Here is an 18,512-nt window from a genome sequence, read left to right as displayed (position 1 = left end):
CTTATTTTCCATGTACCGGGGCTATTAAAGTTTATCTCGAAAATCCTCTCCCAACCGTCAATGGAGAACGTATTGAGCGGCGGGAGAGGCTTCGATTGTATTCAAGATAAATATCAGACTGCCAGGGCAGCCTGTACCTGCGCACTGATCTGCTGCATCGTAAATCCTGCTACAAACACACCCCGCTTCGGACATGTTCCCTGACAAAGACCACAGCCTTTACACTGCGCCTTGTTCACCCGTATGATCTTGCCGTTTCCTTCCGGCCGGTCAACGAGCGAAATTGCATGGTATGGACAGACATCAACGCAGAGTGCGCAACCATCACAGTAGTTTTCATCCACCGTCGCCTTGATTGCATCAAGAGAGACACTGGTTTTCGACAACAGTGTTGCAGCCCGTGAAGACGCGGCCAGCGCCTGGGCAACTGACTCTTCAATGGGTTTTGGATAGTGAGCCAGACCTGCGACAAACATACCATCAGTTGAAAAATCCACCGGACGGAGTTTGGCATGGGCCTCCTGGAAAAAACCATGACCATCAACCGGCACCTTGTAGAGCTTACCAAGATCCGAGGCGTCCACCTTTGGCCGAACCGCCGTTGCCAGAATCACCAGATCACATTCAATCTTCAGCGGTCTGTGCAGTACGTGATCCCAAACTTCAACGGCTACCATATTTCCTGCCTCGCTCACCTTAGGCTTGCCATGAAGTTCGTAGTTAATGAAGACGACACCAAGTTTTCTTGCCTGCTTATAAAGCGACTCCCGCTGTCCATAGGTGCGCATATCCCGGTAGAGGATATAGACATTACGCTCCGGATTTTCTTTTTTGAGAGCAATCGCAGACTGAACAGAGTGGGTGCAGCACACCTTTGAACAGTACATATTGTCGCCCTCACGAGAGCCGACGCACTGAATAAAAACAAAACGCCTGGCACTTTTTACGTGCTGCTCTTTCAGCTCAAAAAGCTTGTCAAACTGCACTGAGGTGACAACACGGGTGATACTGTCGTAGTTGTACTCAGTTGGAGTAAAGGGCTCGCCACCGGTTGCAATGATGCCTGCCCCGTGCTCGACAACCTTAGTCTTGCCATCCTTCGTGGTAACCGTAGAACGGAAATTTCCGACAAAACCCTCAACAGCCGACACCCTGGCTTCTTTGTGCAGGAGGATCTTTTCATTCCTCATAACCTTGTCTACCAGTTTGGCAACCTGTGTTGGAACATGCTCACCCGACCAGGTGTGCTTGAGGTGCAGTGCATTTCCACCAAGGGTATCTGTCTGTTCGACCAGATCGACCTCAAAACCCTGCTCGGCAAGGTTGAGCGCCGAAGTCATACCCGCGACACCGCCACCGATAACCAGACATTTCTGGGTGATCGGAACTGAGATTGGCCTTAAAGAATCACCATAGGTCACCTTGGCAACCGCCATTCTCACAAGGTCTTTTGCCTTGGCTGTAGCACCTTTAGGATCTTGAACATGGACCCAGGAATCGTGGTTTCTGATGTTGGCCATCTCAACCAGATACTCGTTGAGGCCTGCTGCTTTCAAGGTTTCCCTGAAAAGCGGCTCATGGGTACGGGGGGTGCAGGCGGCAATGACGATCCGGTTCAGATTCTGTTCCTGGATGCGTTTGGTGATCATATCCTGCGTATCCTGAGAGCAGGAAAAGAGATTTCGTTCAACATAGACGACATCAGGCAGGGTGGCTGCGTAATCTTCCACACTTTTGACATCGACTACGCCAGCGATATTTGAACCACAATGACAGACGAACACGCCAATGCGTGGTTCTTCACCGGTAATATCTTTTTCCGTCGGAAAGCTCGGCTCAGAGGTCAGCTCATGTCTTGCCGGTGCAAGCAGATCAGAAACAGCGGCGGCCGCGGCAGAACCCTCCACAACCGATTGCGGAATGTCTTTTGGTCCTGCAATTGCCCCACAGGTAAAGATCCCCTCACGGGAGGTCTGAACCGGAGCAAAATCAGAGGTAGCTGCAAAATTTGCAGCGGTAAGTTTAATATCCGCTGTCTTGGCAAGTTCTAAAACATGCTTTGGAGTCTGCAGGCCCACAGAGAGCACAACCAGGTCGTAGAACTCCTCGAGCTGACGTCCATCTTCGTTGACATAGCTCAAACGGCAGTCTCCGCCAACCCCATCTGTCTCTACGCCATTGACACGGCAACGGACAAAACGGACGCCAGAATCATTTTTGGCGCGCTCAAGATACAAATCAAACTCTTTGCCGTGGGTCCGCATATCCATATAGAATATGGTGGTCTGCAGGCCTGGAACATGATCTTTTGCAATAACCGCCTCTTTAATGGCGTACATACAACAGACAGAAGAGCAGTAACCGTTGCCACAGAGATTTTCATCCCTGGAACCGACACACTGAAGAAATGCAACCTTACGTGCAGGCTTGCCGTCCGATGGGCGAATAAGATGCCCTTCGGTGGGACCGGACGCGGAGAGATATCTCTCGAGTTGCAGAGCAGTTATGACATTTGGGTTGGTACCAAAGCCCCAGACTCCTGCTTCAGTTGGATCGTATGCCTCAAAGCCAGGCGCAAGAACAATCGCGCCGACATTGATCTGGTGCATTTTTTCGGTGTCATTAAAATTAATGGCTCCCGCATCACACACCGTCTCACAAAATCCACAGGCACCCGGCTTTTTCAGGCGGATACAAGAATTTGGATCAATCTGATACTTCAGGGGTACAGCCTGGGCATATTTAACATAAATCGCCTTACGCTTGCCCGTTGCGGCATCGTACTCACTGTCTACTTTCTTTGGACATTTCTCCGTGCAAGCACCGCAGGCGATGCACTTATCCACATCTACGTACCGTGGAGACTCTTTAACCGTAACATTAAAATCCCCAGCGATACCATCTACTCCAACGACTTCGCTGAGCGTCATCAATTTTATATTCAAGTGCCGACCGCACTCTACCAATTTTGGCGCGATGATTCACATCGAGCAGTCATTGGTCGGGAAGGTCTTGTCAAGCTGGGCCATGGCACCGCCAATAGCTCCAGACTTTTCAACCAGATACACATAGTATCCGGAATCAGCGAGATCAAGGGCTGCCTGCATCCCTGTGACTCCACCTCCCACGATCATTACAGACCCAACTTTCTTTGTGCCTAGCATGACGGGTATCTCCTGTCGAATGGTTCTAGAAAATCTTTCTGCAAAAGCAAAAAAGATATCTCATTTCTTAACATGCCCAGCCTCTACGAGGATACGAGCACTTCCTCTGCAAAAGCTTACTGCTTATCCGGCATTATCAGGGAGTCAGCAACAAGCTCCCAGAGATACTTGACCTCAATGCCAAGATCATACTCTTTGTTCAGTGATTTCATAATCTGATCGCGGCAGTTATGGCATGGAGCGACAACCAGCTCAGCACCGGACTCGGTAATCTGACGGGCTTTGGTTCTTCCGTAGAAGACCCTCTCATCGGAGTACGGCATCGCCCAGGCCCCACCACCGGCGCCGCAGCAATATGCACCATTTCTGTTTGGGTTCAACTCGCGCACATCATCACAACAGGCTTTGGTCACTGCGCGGCCTTCTTCAAAATAGGCCTTTCCAAAAGCTTTGAGCGATTTACGACCATAGTTACATGGATCATGATAGGCGACGGGATGTGCATGAATAGACTTATCCAGCTGTACTCTACCAGCTTCTATATATTCGAGGAGGAGATCAAAAACCGTGGCAATCTTAAATTCTTTGAGTGCTTCAGGGTACCATCTGTTCAACCCGGACCGGGTTGCAAAGTATGCATGGCCTCACTCGGGGAGGAGGAGAACCTTACAGTTCAGCCTCCGCATGTTGTCGACTATTCGTCCGACAACGGTTTTCATCGCCTCATCATCACCGGAGAACAGGCCCCAGTTCACACCTTCCCAGTTTTCAGAAGAGATAGTCCAGGATTCACCTGCGGCATAGAAGATTTTCCACCACCACTTCATGTCATCAGGCTCACCAAAGGGCTCTTTGGAATTGACTGTGACAAGCACCCTAGCGCCATGGACATCAATGGGAGTTTTAAAGCCCGGGCAACATTCTTCAGCCAGTTCTTCTCCAAGATCTTCACAGAGAAAGACGAAATCTTCTTTTGGAATACCAAGGTTATTGCCGCGCTCAAGGCACATAACAACACCTTTATGGATGGGACCGGGAACCTTATCACGCTCCCGGGCGCCACGGATTTTGCGCATGAGGGAAATGATCTGAATATTTGCAGGACAGGCCTCTTCACATTTTGCACACATGGTACATTTCCAGGGCCAGGAAGATTCAATCAGCTCCTTATCCATTCCAAGTACTGCCATCCGCACAATCTTTCGCGGATCCAGACCGTCCACGCCTGATATGGGACATGCACTTGCACAGGTGCCGCAGGTGAGACATGCATCCGCCCATGATGGATCAATAGCCAGGGCGCTCTTCGTCCCGTTGATCATTAACGGCTCTACATCGCTTTCCTCCAGGGCTCCCAAGGCGTTGGGACTTACGTGATTGGATAGACTAACATGTGGTTCTCGGCCAAACTTTTCGCAGAGTTTCTGGTAGTCATGAAACTTCATAAGATACTTTCTGCCAGGACCCTCTGTGGCAGGAAGAGTGCCGGCATTTATCCAGTTTCTTATGGTGTTTCGATGAACCCCAAATTCATCTGCAAGCTGGCTGACTTTAAATTCATACATCATAAACAGTCACCTCACTTGACTTTAAGAGAAAGAACTTGTGAAACCTTCTCACACGCCTCTGTTACAGCTTTTGACATTGCAGGAGAAAGCCCGGGAGCAATCTCCTCAGGGATGAACTCAATTTGCGCGGCTAGGATTTGAACTTTAATGCCGGTATGTTGTTCTAACTCCTGCAATAAATTTACGGTGGGAAACTGGTGAAGGGAAAAATCATGGATTTTTTTTGCCGGAATCTGATCAGGAAAGATCTCAAAAACCTCACCCGGCTTTTTATCTGTGAAATCGACGGCATCAAGGATGATTATCCGATCCGGCCGCCCCTCTTCAGTTAACAGATAATCAAACAGATACTCACGTACACAGGTGCCAACATCCACAGCTTCGATATTGTCTGGAAGGTCAAAAGTATCGTTGATTTTGTCAATAACAGAAGGCCCATAGGCATCATCTCCCATTATGACATTTCCACAGCCAAAGATTTTAACGACTTCTTGTGTTGTTCTCATTGTGCAAACAGTGCCTCATGTTCAAAGTTTCAAGGAAAGTACCATTAGAGACTGTTTAACGCAATATCATTTTTATCGACAAAAACGGGGGATAGCACATAGTTGTGGAACTATTGATATATTTTATTAAAATCCCACCATCCCGTACCCGGCAATGAGCAAAAACACCACTCTGTCGGATATTGTATTGGTTTCCAATTACTTACCAACAACAACGAAACCGCAGACAACCTGCACAATTGGTATGGAAATGGCTAATTGGTATGACCAAAAACAAAGCAGCCCCTGTCTTGTAACAAGACAGGGGCTGCTTTTCTTGGCCGTTTTGATTTATTTTTTTGTGCTTATACTATTTCACTGCTTGCCCAAAACCCGTAGGATTTTCCTTCTGCCAGCGCCAGGTATCCTCACACATCTCCTGGAGCCCATACTGAGCAGTCCAGCCCAATTCTGCCAGGGCCTTTGCAGGGTTTGCATAACAGGCAGCAATGTCGCCTGCCCTTCTGCCAACGATTTTATAGGCAATTTCTCTACCACTGGCCTTGGCAAATGCCTGCACCATTTCAAGAACACTGTACCCCTTGCCGGTTCCGAGGTTATAGGTAACCACCCCGGGCTGTGTGACGATTTTATCGAGAGCTTTGACATGGCCTTTGGCAAGATCGACCACATGGATATAATCCCGGACCCCGGTTCCATCGTGGGTTGGATAGTCGTTGCCAAATACAGACAACTCCTGCAACTTACCAACCGCGACCTGTGAGATATAGGGCATGAGATTATTGGGAATACCGCTCGGGTCCTCCCCGATCTGCCCGCTTTTATGGGCTCCGACCGGATTAAAATATCTGAGCAGACAGACATTCCAGGCAGGATCTGCGACCGCAACATCAGTCAAAATTTCCTCCACCATAAGCTTGGTCCGGCCATAGGGGTTTGTGCATGAGAGGGGGAAGTCCTCTGTAATTGGCACGCTGGCAGGATCGCCGTATACCGTGGCGGAAGAACTGAAAATTATATTCTTCACCCCATATTTTGCCATGACCTCGGCCAGTACCAGAGTACCTGTTATATTATTATGGTAGTACAGCAGAGGCTTTTCAACGGATTCCCCCACGGCCTTTTTACCGGCAAAGTGAATGACAGCATCAAAACGGACACCACTTGCGGCAAAAACATCTTCAAGCCCTTTCCTGTCGAGCAGGTCGGTCGTATGAAACTCTATTTTCTTTGCGGTCAACCTTTCGACCCGATGCAAAGACTCCGTACTGGAGTTTGATAAGTTATCGACCACACAAACATCATGCCCACACTGTAATAGTTCAAGACAGGTATGGCTGCCGATATATCCGGCTCCACCGGTAACTAAAATATGCATAGCAGTACTCTCTTTTTCATAGTTGGATTTTCAGTTGAGGCATCGTAACATCACAAACATTACACGTGGACCGCCAGACCGTTTTATGCACAGGGAAAAATTGTCCTTTGTTGCAAAAAGAAAAAAGGGTACTTTACCCAGGCTACACCTAAAAAAACAATTCAACACACGACAGGAGTAACAATGCCATACGTAAATATCAGAGTTGCAGGAACATTGTCAAAAGAGCAGAAAGCCAACATCGCAAAAGGGGTCACCGAGGTCATCAGCAAAGAGGCGAACAAGCCACCCGAAAATGTGCTGATTTTCATTGATGAGGTCCCCCACGAAAACGTCGCCAAAACAGGCAAGCTCCTTGAGCCTCCCAAATAAGACCCGGCAGTTGCGGTTATTCTTCCAACAAATGAAGATACTCTTTTTCTGAGAGTATCTTCACTCCCAACTCCTCTGCTTTTTTCAGCTTGGAGGCCCCCACCTTTTCCCCACAGACGAGCAAATCCGTTTTTCCGGTAATCGAACTGCCCACTTTGGCTCCGAGCCTTTTGGCCTGCACAGTCATCTCGTCTCTGGTTCCCTGACGCATGGTGCCACTGAAAACCAGGAGCTTTCCCGTAACCGGGCTTGACTGACCGGGAGCATCTGAAGCGACATCGGTTCTCGTGAGATTAAACCCAAGCCGGTACAAGGCAAAAAACATCTGCCGAACACTCTGCAGCCCGGGGAGAATTTCGTCTGCAATCTTTTCACTAAAACCTTTTATCTCGACGATCTTCTGTCGATCAAGCTCGAATACCTCTTCAAGCGGGTAGACGCTGAGCAGTTTTTCGCAATTGCCCATACCAAGCCGATGGATGCCAAAAGCTGCGAGAAATCGCCAGTCCTCGATAGACTCCTCCCGGCTCCGCTGTAATTGAGCAACCATATTTTCAGCCTGTTTGGGGCCAAAACCAAAGGAAACAAACCGCTCCTCATCCAGGTTATATATCTCCAGCAGACTTGTCACTCCACCTGTATATATTTTTTCAATGGAAGAGGGGCCAAAACCATCGACGTTCCCCAGAACCTTAAAAAAGTGCTCAATGGTATGGGTTATCTGTGCGGCACAATTCATCACATTGACACAGACAAGGTAATCATTCTCCCAGACAAGGGGAGAACAACAACTGGGGCAGACCTCCGGCAATTCAGGGGCAACAGGCTCAAGAACCGCTTCTATTTTTGGAATAACTTCCCCTGAACGGGAAAGCTGTATAAGCGCCCCTCTGCCGATTCCTTTGTCCCGCACCATGCCAAAATGGTGGGCCGTCGCCCGTTTGATCAGGGCACCGCTGAGCCGGGTCGGTTCTATTTCCGCCACGGGATTCACCCGGCCGGATCTGGAAGTCTGGGCCACCACCTGCAAGACACGGACTTCTGCAATTTCCGTATTCTGTTTATAGGCAATCTGCCATCTGTGGTGATGCCTGGTCGCCCCCATGTGCTCTTTTATCCTGGAATCGACTACTTCAAAGACAATACCATCAACATCGTAATCAACCTCTTTCCAGAGACGCTCCACAATACCTTCAAAATCAGCAGCAAGCGCCTTCCAACTGCCTTGCCAGGAGGGTAATTGGCTAAAGGGATAGAAAAGAGCAGCACCTTCAGCAATGGCACGGGCGGCGGGCTCATCGAGTTCTTTTTCCTTAATGAGGCTTGCCTGAAAATTCCTCGAGTTATCAAAGACTCCCGCCAGATGCTCAGAAAAATAGGAACGGCTTACGACAATCTCCCCGGCTCCAAGTCCCCTTTCTCCAGCTCCGGCCACCCTGAGACCCCGCTCAAAGGCGCGGCTTATATCCGTTCCTCTCCGACCATCTCCTCTGGTGTAGAGGGTTGTACCATCATCGTATGCAGCGTAGCCGTCAAGCTTTGGAGTCGCGCGAAACAGAATACTTTCAACGTCTACTCCGCACTCTTTCGCTGCTTTATCAATCCGCGAAGCCCAGCGAGCAATGGATTTAAAATCGTAGGCCTTGTCCGTTGAAAGCATCCGGACAGGCAACTCTACAGTCTTGGCAAGAACCAGGGCCTCAGGCTCAACATCTCCTAAAAAAGGATGATCCGGGTTCCTGTTTTTCAGTTCTGCAAGAAAGGTAAAATCATAGAAGACATCAGAAATGAGGGGCTCCCCCCCTCGGTACAGCAGGTTTGTCGCGACCAGAAATTCAACCAGTTCCTCATCGGAAAGAGAGGTTACCTCACGATCGCCATTTGCCACCTCAAGAAAACCGGTAATGGTCAAGGCCGAAAATTCAAATCCTGCCTGCTGCAGAACTTCACACTGTTTGCTACTTAACTCCATTGTCCATTTCCATCCATATCGTCCATCTTTTATTTGAAATACTCCATAGGATACACTGCATCACACGTTTTGTTTAAGCTCCAGCTCTTTGGCAAGATCCAGAAATACTGCACAATCTTCAAGCAACACTTGAGACACTTTTGTACATCTCCGTACCAACCGCCAGAGTACTCTCGCACAATCAAACTAAACCGGATAGAGTAGTAACTCTGACACTAAAGCAAACTACATAATACTTTTTCAACCTTGATACAATATGGAGCAACCGTGCAACACATAATAGACCTCCGCAGCGATACAGTTACCCGTCCCTCAGAACAGATGCGGGCAATCATGGTCGAAGCCCAGGTGGGCGACGATGTATATGGTGATGACCCAAGCGTCAATTTCCTGCAGGAAAAGATAGCCCGGCTCACGGGCTTTGAGTCAGCACTTTTCACAGCAAGCGGCACCCAGGCCAATCTCATTGGCATCATGAGCCACTGCGAAAGAGGAGATGAATATATCGTTGGACAACAGGCCCATACCTACAGATACGAAGCAGGAGGCGCAGCGGTCCTTGGTTCCATTCAGCCCCAGCCCATCGAATATGAAGCGGACTCCACCATAGACCTTAGCAAGGTGGAGGAAAAAATCAAACCCGACGATGTTCATTTTGCAAGGACTAGGCTTCTCTGCCTGGAAAATACCCAGAACGGCAAAGCACTACCGCTCTCATACCTCAAAGAGGCCTCGGATTTTTGCAAACGACATAGCCTGAAACTCCATCTCGACGGGGCGCGTCTCTTTAACGCTGCAAGCGAGCAAAAGGTGGAAGCAAAGACGATCACCAGCCATTTTGACTCAACCTCTATCTGCCTCTCAAAGGGACTGGGCGCTCCAGTGGGCTCCGTGCTCTGTGGCTCGAAGGCTTTTATCGAAAAAGCAAAACGCTGGCGCAAAATGGTGGGAGGCGGTATGAGACAGGCTGGTATCCTGGCCGCAGCAGGAAGCTATGCTCTCGACCACAACCTGACCCGCCTTCAAGAAGACCACGACCATGCCAGAAGGCTTGCAGAGGGTCTCCGGCAGATCCCGGGCGTTGCGGTAACAAGCGTTGCGACCAACATGGTCTTCTTCCAGGTGCCAACCAGCACCACAGAGGCATTGGCACAACATCTCAAAGATCACGGAATACTCATCAGTCCAGGGAAAACCACAAGACTGGTCACGCATCTTGATGTCAGTGGAGATGATATCGTCTATGTACTTGATACAATAGCAACCTTCTACAATTGATACCGACACCCCATAACGTTCAACCGTTGACCTGTTACAGGAAAGGCCGAACGTTATGGGAGCTGATGCCCAAAAACATCAAAGTATTTTTTAGAACAAAAGACCATCACCTGCTGACCAAATGAAAAAGCAGTCTAACCAATACATTATGGAAGAAATATGCACGTTGCGCATATGGACTTTGCGCCTTTGCCTCTATTGTCCCAGATAATTTCTGTCATATACCCTCTAATATCAATTATTTTTCCGCCTTCCCTGCTTACGCCGTGCGTTTCATATTACATTTCAGAATTATTGAACAACAGCCATAATTCTTGCACTTTATCAGGTCAAAATAGCGGCCAACTGTTGTTTAACGATAGAGAGAAAGAACAAAAAACGGTTGGACGAGTCTTCAGGAGAGAGTTTTTCAACCAAAGCAACAAAGAAAGAGAGAGAAAATGACAATACAAGCGATTAACGGATGCATCGGCTGTGGGACATGCGTAAAAAGCTGCCCAACGGATGTCATACGACTGGACCCGAAGACCAAAAAAGCTGTTATCAAATATCCAGCAGATTGCCAGATCTGCCATCTGTGCAGGATGTATTGCCCTGTCGATGCCATTACCATTTCACCAGAGAAATCGATTCCAGTCATAGTTTCATGGGGTTGATAATGAAAGAGAACACTCAAAAAAAAACCATGTTACCCCTGGCCGTTCTTTTTATAGGGTTGCCCCTGTTCTTCTATGCAACGGGTGATTTTCCAAAACGCACACCGTTGAAAGATTCTCTTTCAGTTTTGACGATCCTGGCTTTTTGCCTGATGCTCGCCCAGTTTTACCTCACTCGAATGAACCGCAGTCTGCTGGGTGGGTACCGACAAAGCACTATCACCACAATCCATAAGGCGCTCGGATATATATTTCTCCCGGTCCTGATTATCCATCCCTTTCTCATTGTCGTACCGAGATACTATGAATCCGGGGTTAGCCCCACTGAGGCCTTTTTCACCATCATCACCACGTTTAGTTCCTTTGGTATTATCCTGGGAATCTGTGCATGGTGCCTCATGGTCATCTTAGGGGTTGCATCTCTTTTCCGCACAAAGTTATCCCTGTCCTATAAAACATGGCGACTCATCCACACTATACTGGCTGTTCTCTTTATAGTTGCAGCCTCCTGGCATGCCATAGACCTTGGTCGCCACACCGACACCTCGCTCAGCACCTTTATTATTATAGTTGCAGCAGGTAGCCTTCTCCTTGTTTTAAAACACTATATTTCAGAATCACTGCTCAAACAGGAACCAAGCAAATGACAAATCCACAGGAACACAATGCCATTTCCCGACGCCATTTCATGGCCCTTGCTGGCGGTGCTGCAGGAATGGCGACCCTGGCCGCGCTGGGGATATCGACAGGCTGGGCTGCTAATAAATCAACAATAGACGCGAGCGCCATAAAATCTCAGGAGACAACATCCGACGTCCTTGTTATCGGGGGTGGAATGGCTGGACTATTTGCAGCCGTTAAAGCTCACGACGCAGGTGCCTCTGTGACACTTGTCTCCAAAGGACGTCTCGGTTCCTCGGGGGAGACACCTTTTGCCAAAGGAATATTTGTTTACGATCCCAAGAAGGAAAAACTGAGTCTTGATGAATTTGTCGACACGGTTTCCCGCTCAGCCCTCGGTACAAACAATCCAGTTTATACCAGACAAATGGCAGAACACTCCCTTGCCCGTGTCAATGATCTGCGGGAATGGGGTTTTTTTGAGTCGCCGCTCTACAATAACTGTTTTAACAAGCCAATGAAGGAGCGAAACATCCCCGTTCTGGAAAGAATTGTTATCACCCATCTTATCAAGGAAAACGGCAGAATCGTCGGCGCGGCAGGCTTTAGCCTCGACGAGGAGAAGGTTCATATCTTCCAGGCCAAAAGCGTCATCCTCTGTACAGGGGCCGGTGGTTTCAAGCCTAATGGCTTCCCCATCTGCGACCTGACCCACGACGGTACGGTGATGGCCTATAACATCGGAGCAAAGGTCACCGGAAAAGAATGGAATGACGGACATCCCGGTCAGACGACAAACCCGGCCGCCTGCTACGACGGCTGGCATGGCATGTTCGACAGAAAGCCCGGCACGACAGGTGTTGAGGTTCACCATGATCTTGGGGTAGATTTGAATTATTCCGCCTATATGAATGGCGGCCCCCTTGCTGGCGGCCCTCCGGGAATGGGTGGTAATAAACGTCTTGCAGGCGGCCCCTATACACCTGCCGAATTTGAACGAAAATTTGAACGAAAAGGTGGTCCGGGAAGCGGCCCTCCACCTGGAAAGGAGATGGGTGACAAAGGCAGACCTGGTCCCCCTTCAAATCACGATGGAGGGCCACCAAAAGAGGGCGGTGCTCCTCCGGGAATGGGTGGTTCACCGGTTGGAGGCTCTTCCGCTGGAATGGCCATACATAAATCAGAAGGGCTGGTTCCTATAAACGATAAGTGCGAGTCCAATATCCCCGGATTGTATGCAGCAGGTGATGCCCTGGGCTCACATATGGCCGGAGGTATATATACACAGGTCGGTTCATCACTTGCCGGATCCGCAGTCCAGGGAGCAATCGCGGCAGAGGCCGCCGCAGAGTATTGTAGAAATGTTGATGTTGTGACTGTTTCCAAGGCAAGGATTACAGAAATACAGGAAGAGATTCTTGCACCACTGAAAAGAACCGCCGGATACAGCCCCGCCTGGGTCACCCAGACCCTGCAGGGAATCATGATCCCCAACTTTGTTCTCTATATCAAAAAAGAATCTCTCTTAAAGGCCGCCCTTGCCTATGTAGAGGAACTGCGTGATCATCATATGCCTATGTTGAGAGCCGCAGATATGCATGAACTCAGGCTGGCCCATGAAACAGGCAACATGATCATCAGCGCAGAGATGAAACTGAAGGCATCACTTATGCGTAAAGAAAGCCGCTGCAGCCATTTTCGACTGGATTACCCGGAGATGGACGAGAAAAACTGGCGTGCATGGATCAATATTTTCAAAGGCCACGACGGAACCATGCAAATGGAAAAGCAGCCTTTTGGCACCTGGCCTGTATAGGTTTTCTCCAGGCACAGTGGACATACATGTCTCCCCGCTAAAAGGAGACATGTCTCCCCCATGATCGTTGCCTTACACGGCCAGAAAAGCCCAGCCCTGAACACAAGCCTTACATCATAAGTTACCGCCGATTTTATGCACTCACGGCGCAGACACAAGCCGCACCATCACGGTCCAAACGCTGAAAGTAGCTTTCGGTGACATCAACGATCCACGCCTGCTTTTTATTACTGTGATCCGCCGTCCAGACCCAGTGTACAGAAGAGCCAAACAACGGCCAGTTCGAACAGGAGCTGACATGCAGAGGCGGCGCAAGGACGAGACAAATTTCCTCAACGGTGGGAAGTCTCCAATTTTTTTGACCCTCCCAGACTATATCATTGAGATGATCTATATATTCCTGTGCCTGGCTAAAGTTAAGGGGAAAACCAGCGCCCCTTCTCTGCCAGAGCAGACCACTGTTCTGCTCCTTTGCAACCAGATGATCCAGCACAGAAAATTTGGGCTGATAATATTTTACAGGACGAAAAAGATGATCAAGTCCAAGCAATTCTCTGATATTTTTAAACATAACCCGTTCAGCTTTCGCACGAACTCTTCCTTTCGGAGGCTTTTTCCATAACTCTGCCCCGGAATCAAGGCTTGCCAGGTTATTTTGCACAACCGGTAGGGCCTCCAGCTCAATCCGCATGGACATGGCACTGCTAAAACGGTTTTCGACAAGCCTTGCTGTCGCTTTTTCCAGAAACTCCTGCCACTGACCCTGCACTTCCCGGCTGGGAATATCAAGAGTTGGCCGTTCGTCATTATAGGAAAAGAGGCGTCCGGTCAACATCCGAAACCCGAGCACACCAACGCTATAAAGATCCGCCCTGGCGTCAGCGCTTTTAGGGTCCCTCCCCTGCTCGGGTGCAGCATAGTACGGGGAACCGACCTGCATCCCTGCAATAAGCATCTTCTCTTCACCCCGTACCCGTGACAAGCCAAAATCAATGATTTTGATCCGATCATCGTTGGTAATCATAAGGTTAAACGGCTTGACATCCCGATGGACAATGCCTGCAAAATGCAACCGTTCAAGACCCCGCAGGATCTGCTGCAGATAATACTTCGTTTTATCCAGTGAAATAACTCTGGACAGATCCTCGACCCGGTACGCCTCACCGATAAAGCTGCCGAGGGAATGGGGAAAATATTCAAGTACCATAAAAGGCGTGCCATCCTGCTCATCACAATCGATGATTTTGGCCACATGATCATGGGAAACACCCCCCATAATCCGTCCCTCATCAACAAACATTTCCCGCAAACGTTCGTAGCCCACCAGGCTTTCAAAAATATCATCTCTTGGCTGTAGTACCTTAAGGGCCACCAGACGTCCGGTAACCGGGGCCTTTGCCTTATAGACGGTACTCATCGCCCCTCTGCCAAGACGCCCTGTTATCTCGTATCGACCTATCTTTTTCATAAATCACCCCAGGCGTTGCGCGTACACCTTGGGAAAGCCGCGCCCTTGAATTTTGTCTTTCGTCTGCTGGATATCGTAGGGAACAAATCGTACCTCAATCTCTCTCGCAACCGAATTCCACAACACATATTTGGCACTTTTATCACCGTCCCTTGGCTGGCCAACACTTCCACAGTTTATGATATATTTTTTCCCTTGATCCAGACTGAACCGCCCTTGTTGTAACTCCTGGCGGACAACCACTCCATCCACCTCTGTTACCAATTGAAGATCATGGGTGTGGCCCACAAAAAAAAGTGAGGCAGCGCTTTTTTGAAACAGCTTTTTAATCTTTTCATCGTCCTGTTTGGCCAGGTAGAGAAAGAGGGAGGTTTCTGGAAATCCATGAACAAAGTAACCGTCTTCAAGCACTATGAAAACGGGAAGACTTTGACAATACTGAATATTTTCCAGACTCAGCAAGGCCTTGGTTTCCTGATTATTTTCAGCAGCCTGAAAATTGAGCCAGCGACGGCCTCTTTTGTCCATCAGGGCGAATTCATGATTACCGAGCACCGAGATATAGCCGTGTTGGCGAATAGATGTGAGAACCTCATCAGGGTCCGGCCCATAACCAATGTTATCGCCAAGACAGACAACACGGTCTATTGTAAAAGAACGCAGATCAGCCTGCACCGCCCGCAGTGCTTCAAGGTTGCCGTGAATGTCAGCGAGGATCGCAACGTTCATCCCGTCCACTACCCTTCAATTTTTGCTTCCAGTTCATCCCAACGCTCATAGAGTTTTTCGACCTCCTCCTGAGCTGTTTCAAGCTCGGCCCAGCAGGCGGAGAGTTTTTCGGAATCAGAGACGACCTCCGGGCTCTCCATTTTTGCCTGCAGTTCTCCTACCCTTTGTTCTCCCACCGCAATATTTTCTTCAATCTGATCGTACTCACGCTGGTCTATGTAAGAAAGACGACCTGACTTTTTCTGAGCCTGTGCAGGAACAGTTTTTTTCATTGCCTTTTTCTCCTGCACCTCCTCTGGCAGATCATCAAGCCACTGCTCGTAATCGGCATAATAGGTCACCCCGCTCCTGCCGCCAAAGCCAAGCAGCCGGTCACAGATGCGATCAAGCAAAAATCGGTCATGGGTCACAAGTACCAGAGCTCCTGGAAACTCGAGCAGACTTGACTCCAACACGTCGAGAGAAGCGATGTCAAGATCATTGGTGGGCTCATCGAGCAGCAGAATATCAGCGGGGGACCGCATAAGACTGGCGATAAGAATCCTCGCCTGCTCTCCTCCTGAGAGCTGGCCGACCTGGGTTTCCAGCTGGTCTGGTCTGAAGAGAAATTTTTTTGCCCAGGAAACCACATGCAGAGACCGGTCCCCGTAAACAACGGAATCCCCGTCGGGCGCAAGAGCGCGCTTCAGGGTGAGGGTTGGATCAATTCCCTTTCTATTCTGATCAAAGGTGACGATTTTGACATTTTCTGCAACTTTGATGGTTCCACTGTCAGCCCCGTTTTCCTCATCCGCTGCAGCGGCCATGATCTTCATCAATGTCGATTTCCCGCAGCCGTTTCGCCCGAGAAGTCCGAGGCGGCTTTTTGGTGCCAGGGTAATATCAATATTTTCAAAAAGCACCTTGTCATCATAGGCCTTTGAAACCCCGATCATTTCCAACAGCTTTTTGGTCTTTCGTCCGGTCGCCTCAAAGCCAATCTGTACACTGGAGATGGATCGGTTTCGTGCCTTAACATCAGCAAGATCGTCTGTCAGTTTATAGGCTTCATCAATCCTGTATTTGGCCTTGGTTGCCCGGGCTTTGGGACCACGCCTCAACCATTCAATTTCCCGCCGGGCTTTATTGGCAAGTCGAAGTTCTTCTTCTTCCTGACCGGCCAAAAATTCGTCCCTTACTTCAAGAAACTTTGAATACGGCCCTTGAACCTGCAAAGTTCCCTCGGGGTATACGGCAGACAGCTCTACAATTCGATTGGTACAGTTTTCTAAAAATCTTCGATCATGGCTGACCAGAAGATAGGCCTGGGGGCTATTAGGCCCGGTGAGAATTTTCTCAAGCCAGAGAATACCTTCAATATCAAGATGGTTGGTCGGTTCGTCCATTACAAGTACATCAGGCTTTGCCAGCAGCGCCCTGCAAATAGACAATCGTTTTCGCCAGCCTCCGGACAAGTTGACAACCTTGTCATCATTGTCGGGAAATTCAGCTCTACTTAAAAGAGTGTGGACCAGAGTGTATTTCTCGGTTTCTTCAAGATCTTCATCTTCAAGTGATACTAACAGATTGTCAAAGACACTCCTGTCATCGTCAAACAGATCCTCCTGAGCGAGATAACTTAAACGGATGAATTTCTGCCGCACAATCTGACCGCTATCGGCCTCTTCAAGCCTGCAGATAATTTTTAACAGGGTCGATTTACCGGAACCATTTGGACCAATCACCCCGATTCTATCGCCGGAATGAACAACAAGATCAATATTTTGAAATAATTCCTGAGCTCCATATGCTTTGGAAACTCCTTTACAGACAATGATATTTGACATAGATAACAGAAGGTTTAAAAATTATGCAGCATGTGTGAAATAGATACAAAGGTTCGTCTCCAAACCCGAATTATCTAGCGGATACAAGATGTTCGACAAAACGTCAGGCCACTGTTTCTGCACGTTTTATATTGAATTAATTACCTCAGCCGAGTATAAGCAATAAGAATTTTAAACTTTGTTTTGGTAAAGAGATGCACCAGAAAACAGCATACTTTCTGTTTTTTAAATAAACAACAATTTTGGAGACTACATGGATGACCAAGTCCATATCATCATTGCTGGAGACAGGGGCAAGGTAATAAAAGTACCCTGTTCACGGAAAAAAATTCGCATCTACGCCGCAGTTTCAATCGTTATCCTGCTCTTTCTCACTGGCACCAGTATCTGTTCCATATCTTATTTTACCCGGCAGCACTACTCTTCAGATGAAGTCAGCAAATTACAACGAGCCCTCAAAATAAGCACCAAACAGCAGAAAGAACTTGATCTTAAAATTGCCAAACTCGAAAAATATGCGGCCGAACAGGCCGCCGCCTTTGAAGCTGAAAAAGAGAACCTTATTTCAACTGCGATTAACAAACTTTCAAAACGCAGCGAACTTATAGAAGATATCGTCACTTCTATAGGTATTAAACTGCCGGAACCGGAAACAACAGACAACCAGAACAGCGGTGGACTTTTTATCGAAGATAAGGGCCAAGAGCAGGACGACCTGCTGCTGAAAGCTGATAAATACCTTGAAACCGTTCGTTTTTTACCCTTAGGCAGACCCGTCAAGGGTACTATTTCTTCTCCCTATGGCAGGAGAAAAGATCCCTTAAACAGGAAAGCCGCTTTTCATACAGGGGTAGACTTCAAAGCAAAACGAGGTGACAAGATTTTAGCGACCGCCGATGGGGTTGTTATCAAAGCCTTTAGAAATGGTGGCTACGGTAATTACGTTATGATTGATCACGGCAACGGCTATACCACTTCATTTTCTCACATGCAAAAATACAAGGTACACCGTGGAGATAAAGTCAAGCGGGGGCAAGTTATAGGTCTTGTAGGTAACACTGGTCGATCTACCGGGCCACACCTTCACTACGAGGTGGCCCTTAAAGGAAAAACCGTTAATCCATACAAATTCATGAAACTTGCAAAAGTTAAATAATC

13 protein-coding genes and 1 pseudogene are annotated in these 18,512 nt (G+C 48.5%); 6 read left to right on the top strand and 8 right to left on the bottom strand.

The window, feature by feature from the left end; all coding sequences use genetic code 11:
• Positions 1 to 113: 113 nt before the first annotated feature.
• The 4 genes from FCL48_RS13040 to galE all read right to left on the bottom strand — a co-directional run bounded on the left by FCL48_RS13040 (position 114) and on the right by galE (position 6,616).
• Positions 114 to 3,164, bottom strand: a complete 3,051-nt coding sequence (locus tag FCL48_RS13040) for a CoB--CoM heterodisulfide reductase iron-sulfur subunit A family protein (protein ID WP_169309207.1) — start codon at positions 3,162 to 3,164, stop codon at positions 114 to 116.
• A 116-nt stretch (positions 3,165 to 3,280) separates the two neighbouring features.
• Positions 3,281 to 4,729, bottom strand: coding sequence for a 4Fe-4S dicluster domain-containing protein (locus FCL48_RS25665; protein ID WP_305791020.1), 1,449 nt, complete (start codon positions 4,727 to 4,729; stop codon positions 3,281 to 3,283).
• Positions 4,730 to 4,743: 14 nt separating this feature from the next.
• A complete protein-coding gene (locus FCL48_RS13025; RefSeq protein WP_136872720.1) occupies positions 4,744 to 5,238 on the bottom strand; it encodes a hydrogenase maturation protease in 495 nt (164 codons plus the stop codon).
• 349 nt (positions 5,239 to 5,587) lie between these two features.
• Positions 5,588 to 6,616, bottom strand: coding sequence for a UDP-glucose 4-epimerase GalE (gene galE, locus FCL48_RS13020; protein ID WP_136872719.1), 1,029 nt, complete (start codon positions 6,614 to 6,616; stop codon positions 5,588 to 5,590).
• A 183-nt stretch (positions 6,617 to 6,799) separates the two neighbouring features.
• Between galE and FCL48_RS13015 the strand changes: the two genes are divergently transcribed.
• Positions 6,800 to 6,988, top strand: a complete 189-nt coding sequence (locus FCL48_RS13015; protein ID WP_136872718.1) for a 4-oxalocrotonate tautomerase family protein — start codon at positions 6,800 to 6,802, stop codon at positions 6,986 to 6,988.
• A 16-nt stretch (positions 6,989 to 7,004) separates the two neighbouring features.
• Here the strand turns inward: FCL48_RS13015 and FCL48_RS13010 are convergent, their stop codons facing one another.
• The gene (locus FCL48_RS13010) at positions 7,005 to 8,960 is read right to left on the bottom strand and encodes a helix-hairpin-helix domain-containing protein (protein ID WP_136872717.1); all 1,956 of its coding nucleotides are present in this window, start codon (positions 8,958 to 8,960) and stop codon (positions 7,005 to 7,007) included.
• A gap of 276 nt (positions 8,961 to 9,236) precedes the next feature.
• Here FCL48_RS13010 and ltaE point away from each other — a divergent pair, with 276 nt between their 5' ends.
• From ltaE to FCL48_RS12990, 4 genes and pseudogenes are all read left to right on the top strand, one after another.
• Entirely contained in the window at positions 9,237 to 10,238 is a 1,002-nt protein-coding gene (gene ltaE / locus FCL48_RS13005; RefSeq protein ID WP_136872797.1) for a low-specificity L-threonine aldolase, read from the top strand.
• Positions 10,239 to 10,666: 428 nt separating this feature from the next.
• Positions 10,667 to 10,894: pseudogene (locus FCL48_RS13000) on the top strand (ferredoxin family protein); the annotation flags it as partial.
• A gap of 2 nt (positions 10,895 to 10,896) precedes the next feature.
• Entirely contained in the window at positions 10,897 to 11,541 is a 645-nt protein-coding gene (locus tag FCL48_RS12995) for a ferric reductase-like transmembrane domain-containing protein (protein WP_169309206.1), read from the top strand.
• Positions 11,538 to 13,331 (top strand): FAD-dependent oxidoreductase, encoded by a 1,794-nt coding sequence (locus FCL48_RS12990; RefSeq protein ID WP_136872714.1) that lies wholly within the window; start codon positions 11,538 to 11,540, stop codon positions 13,329 to 13,331. Before FCL48_RS12995 ends, FCL48_RS12990 begins: the two co-directional genes overlap by 4 nt.
• A gap of 133 nt (positions 13,332 to 13,464) precedes the next feature.
• Here the strand turns inward: FCL48_RS12990 and FCL48_RS12985 are convergent, their stop codons facing one another.
• The 3 genes from FCL48_RS12985 to FCL48_RS12975 are packed head-to-tail and all read right to left on the bottom strand — an operon-like array spanning position 13,465 to position 17,354.
• Complete coding sequence (locus FCL48_RS12985) at positions 13,465 to 14,799, bottom strand: protein kinase (protein WP_136872713.1); 1,335 nt, start codon at positions 14,797 to 14,799, stop codon at positions 13,465 to 13,467.
• 3 nt (positions 14,800 to 14,802) lie between these two features.
• Positions 14,803 to 15,528 carry a metallophosphoesterase gene (locus FCL48_RS12980; protein ID WP_136872712.1) on the bottom strand — a complete coding sequence of 242 codons (726 nt, stop codon included), beginning with the start codon at positions 15,526 to 15,528 and terminating at the stop codon, positions 14,803 to 14,805.
• A gap of 8 nt (positions 15,529 to 15,536) precedes the next feature.
• Complete coding sequence (locus FCL48_RS12975; protein WP_136872711.1) at positions 15,537 to 17,354, bottom strand: ABC-F family ATP-binding cassette domain-containing protein; 1,818 nt, start codon at positions 17,352 to 17,354, stop codon at positions 15,537 to 15,539.
• 253 nt (positions 17,355 to 17,607) lie between these two features.
• Between FCL48_RS12975 and FCL48_RS12970 the strand changes: the two genes are divergently transcribed.
• Positions 17,608 to 18,510, top strand: a complete 903-nt coding sequence (locus FCL48_RS12970; protein WP_136872710.1) for a M23 family metallopeptidase — start codon at positions 17,608 to 17,610, stop codon at positions 18,508 to 18,510.
• Positions 18,511 to 18,512 lie beyond the last annotated feature (2 nt).

The organism is Desulforhopalus sp. IMCC35007 (assembly GCF_005116575.1).
In the GTDB taxonomy this organism is placed as follows: Bacteria; Desulfobacterota; Desulfobulbia; order Desulfobulbales; family Desulfocapsaceae; genus Desulforhopalus_A.
This window is presented reverse-complemented; position numbering and strand designations above follow the sequence as displayed.